This is a genomic window from Paracoccus sp. TRP (assembly GCF_000185925.1).
GTDB classification, from domain to species: domain Bacteria; phylum Pseudomonadota; class Alphaproteobacteria; order Rhodobacterales; family Rhodobacteraceae; genus Paracoccus; species Paracoccus kondratievae.
This window is the reverse complement of sequence record NZ_AEPN01000107.1, coordinates 1-2,141: the sequence shown is the minus strand read 5'-3', so window position 1 is coordinate 2,141 and position 2,141 is coordinate 1. Positions and strand designations below refer to the sequence as shown.

Genomic DNA, 2,141 nt, shown 5'->3' with positions numbered 1-2,141 from the left:
CTAAGGTGTTCAGACAGGCTGCCAATGACCTTGCTACGACAAGTGGACGGGGGTTTGTGGAGGATGCGCTATCCGGAAAATGGCTTAAATTTTCTCCGGGCTATGGCGATCTTAAAGAGGATCTGGTCATCTGTTTTGTCCGCGGCACCTTGCTCATGACGGATCGTGGTGAGGTTGCGGTTGAGGATCTTTGCGTCGGGGATCTTGTGCTGACGCGGGACCACGGGCTTCAGCCTGTGCGCTGGATCGGCTCGCGCCAGCTCTGGGCGCATGAGCTTGAGACGATGCCGAACCTGCGTCCGGTCCGCATCAGGGCCGGCGCGATGGGGCCGGGGGTGCCTGCCAGCGATCTGATGGTCTCGCCGCAGCATCGGGTGCTGGTGCGCTCGAAGATCGCGCAGAAGATGTTCGGCGCGATGGAGGTTCTGGTCGCGGCCAAGCAGCTTGTGCTGCTGGACGGGATCGACATCGCCGACGACGTGCAGGAGGTCGAGTATTTCCACATCCTCTTCGACCGGCACGAGGTGGTGATCTCGAACGGGGCCGAGACCGAGTCGCTTTATACCGGCCCGCAGGCGCTGAAATCCGTCGGCGACGAGGCGGTGCAGGAGATCTGCGCGCTTTTCCCCGAGCTTGCGGATCCGTCCCATGTGCCGCAGCCGGCGCGGTTTCTGCCCTCGGGCCGTCAGGCGCGCAAGATGGGGGTGCGGCATCTGCAGAACAGCCGCCCGCTTGTCGAGCATGATCCCGTCGGGCGCGCCCTTCACTAAGGGCCGGGGGATGCCGACGGGGATCACGCCCGTGGGCCGTGTCCCGGCACATGCGGCAGGCTGACCGATCTGCGCGCCGGGGCCCTGTCTGCCCGGCCGCAGACCCGATGCGGCCTTGTGCCGGATGATTGGCATGCGTGGTGCACGGTCTTCACATCCGGCCCGGGGTCGCATGATGCGCCGTAAAGGTCTCTCCCGTGTCGGATGAACCGTCGCACGTACCCGCAATCCGACTGGCAGGCGGGCGCCGGCATCTGCTCGGCCCGAATGCGCAATGGGGTGCTTTGGTGGGGAGGTATCTGATGAATTCCGACAGTCATCGGTCCTGGTACGAGGCCGGGTTCGCAGACGGGCAGCAGGCGGTCCTGAAGGTTGTCTCGGAGCTTCTCTCGACAACGGCAGAGATGGTGCCCGAGGGCGAAACCCGCCGCATCGTTTCCAGCCTGGGTGCGATGATTGCCCTGATGGCGCCGCAGACGGCTGAGACCCGCGATCCGACCGGCCGGAATACCGGTTTGTGATGACCGTCCCGCCCCGTGTCGGGCGGGGCGGAAGTAACGGCGGGCCCGGGAGTTCCGCGCCCTGTCTTGTGTAATGGTAGCAGAAGGTAACCAGAGATGAACAAATTCCTGCCGGTCCTGGCGCTGGGGCTGCTTGCGGCCTGTTCGATCGACCCCAAGGATTATGAAACGGCGCCGGTGACGGTCCAGACGGCCTCGGGCCCGGTCACCTGCCAGCTTTACACCAGATCGCTCGTCACCTGGGACCGCTCGATTGATCGCCCGGCGAATATGACGGTGGCTGCCGCGGATCAGATCTGCCTCAGTGAGGGGCAGCGTCAGAAGGCCGCGGGCACCAGTCCCGCCGGCGCCTCTGAACCCGATTTGTCCTTGTGAAGCCGCGCTTCGTAAGCCCCGGCCGCGGCCGGGGGTCGATCAGGATCGGAGATCAGAAGATGTTGGATGATACGCGCTCTCCTTTTACGCAGAACCTGATCTGGACCGGAGAGCTTCAGATGATCAGCGCCTCGGGCGAGCTCTTCAACCATGTTGATGCGGGGCTGCCGATGTGGGCGGGCAGTGGTGACCGGAGTGTCCGGATCAGCACCTCATTTGTCGCGCCTTTCGGTGCGGTTCCATGCGTGAACCTGGGGCTGAGCGGGCTTGATGCGGCGCATGACCAGAACCTGCGCTTCCGGCTCGAGGCGGTGGAGGTGACACGCTCAGGTTTTGTGGTCGAGTTTGTGACCTGGGGCGACACGCATATCGCGCGGGCCTCGGTGACCTGGCAGGCAATCGGCCCCTCAACAGGCAGCCACGATGCCGTCCAGAGTAACTGAGCCTCCCTTCGACACAGAAGGTCCCCAAAAGG

At 64.2% G+C, this 2,141-nt stretch carries 4 protein-coding genes; all 4 read left to right on the top strand.

Going from position 1 to position 2,141, the window contains the following annotated elements:
- A partial coding sequence (locus PARACOCCUSGL_RS21150) for a Hint domain-containing protein (protein WP_010400918.1) occupies positions 1 to 770 on the top strand: 770 nt, incomplete at its 5' end.
- 302 nt (positions 771 to 1,072) lie between these two features.
- Positions 1,073 to 1,291 carry a hypothetical protein gene (locus PARACOCCUSGL_RS0120020; protein WP_010400916.1) on the top strand — a complete coding sequence of 73 codons (219 nt, stop codon included), beginning with the start codon at positions 1,073 to 1,075 and terminating at the stop codon, positions 1,289 to 1,291.
- A gap of 96 nt (positions 1,292 to 1,387) precedes the next feature.
- Positions 1,388 to 1,666 (top strand): hypothetical protein, encoded by a 279-nt coding sequence (locus PARACOCCUSGL_RS0120015; RefSeq protein ID WP_010400914.1) that lies wholly within the window; start codon positions 1,388 to 1,390, stop codon positions 1,664 to 1,666.
- Positions 1,667 to 1,725: 59 nt separating this feature from the next.
- Positions 1,726 to 2,109, top strand: a complete 384-nt coding sequence (locus PARACOCCUSGL_RS0120010) for an H-type lectin domain-containing protein (RefSeq protein ID WP_010400911.1) — start codon at positions 1,726 to 1,728, stop codon at positions 2,107 to 2,109.
- The last annotated feature ends 32 nt before the right edge of the window (positions 2,110 to 2,141 follow it).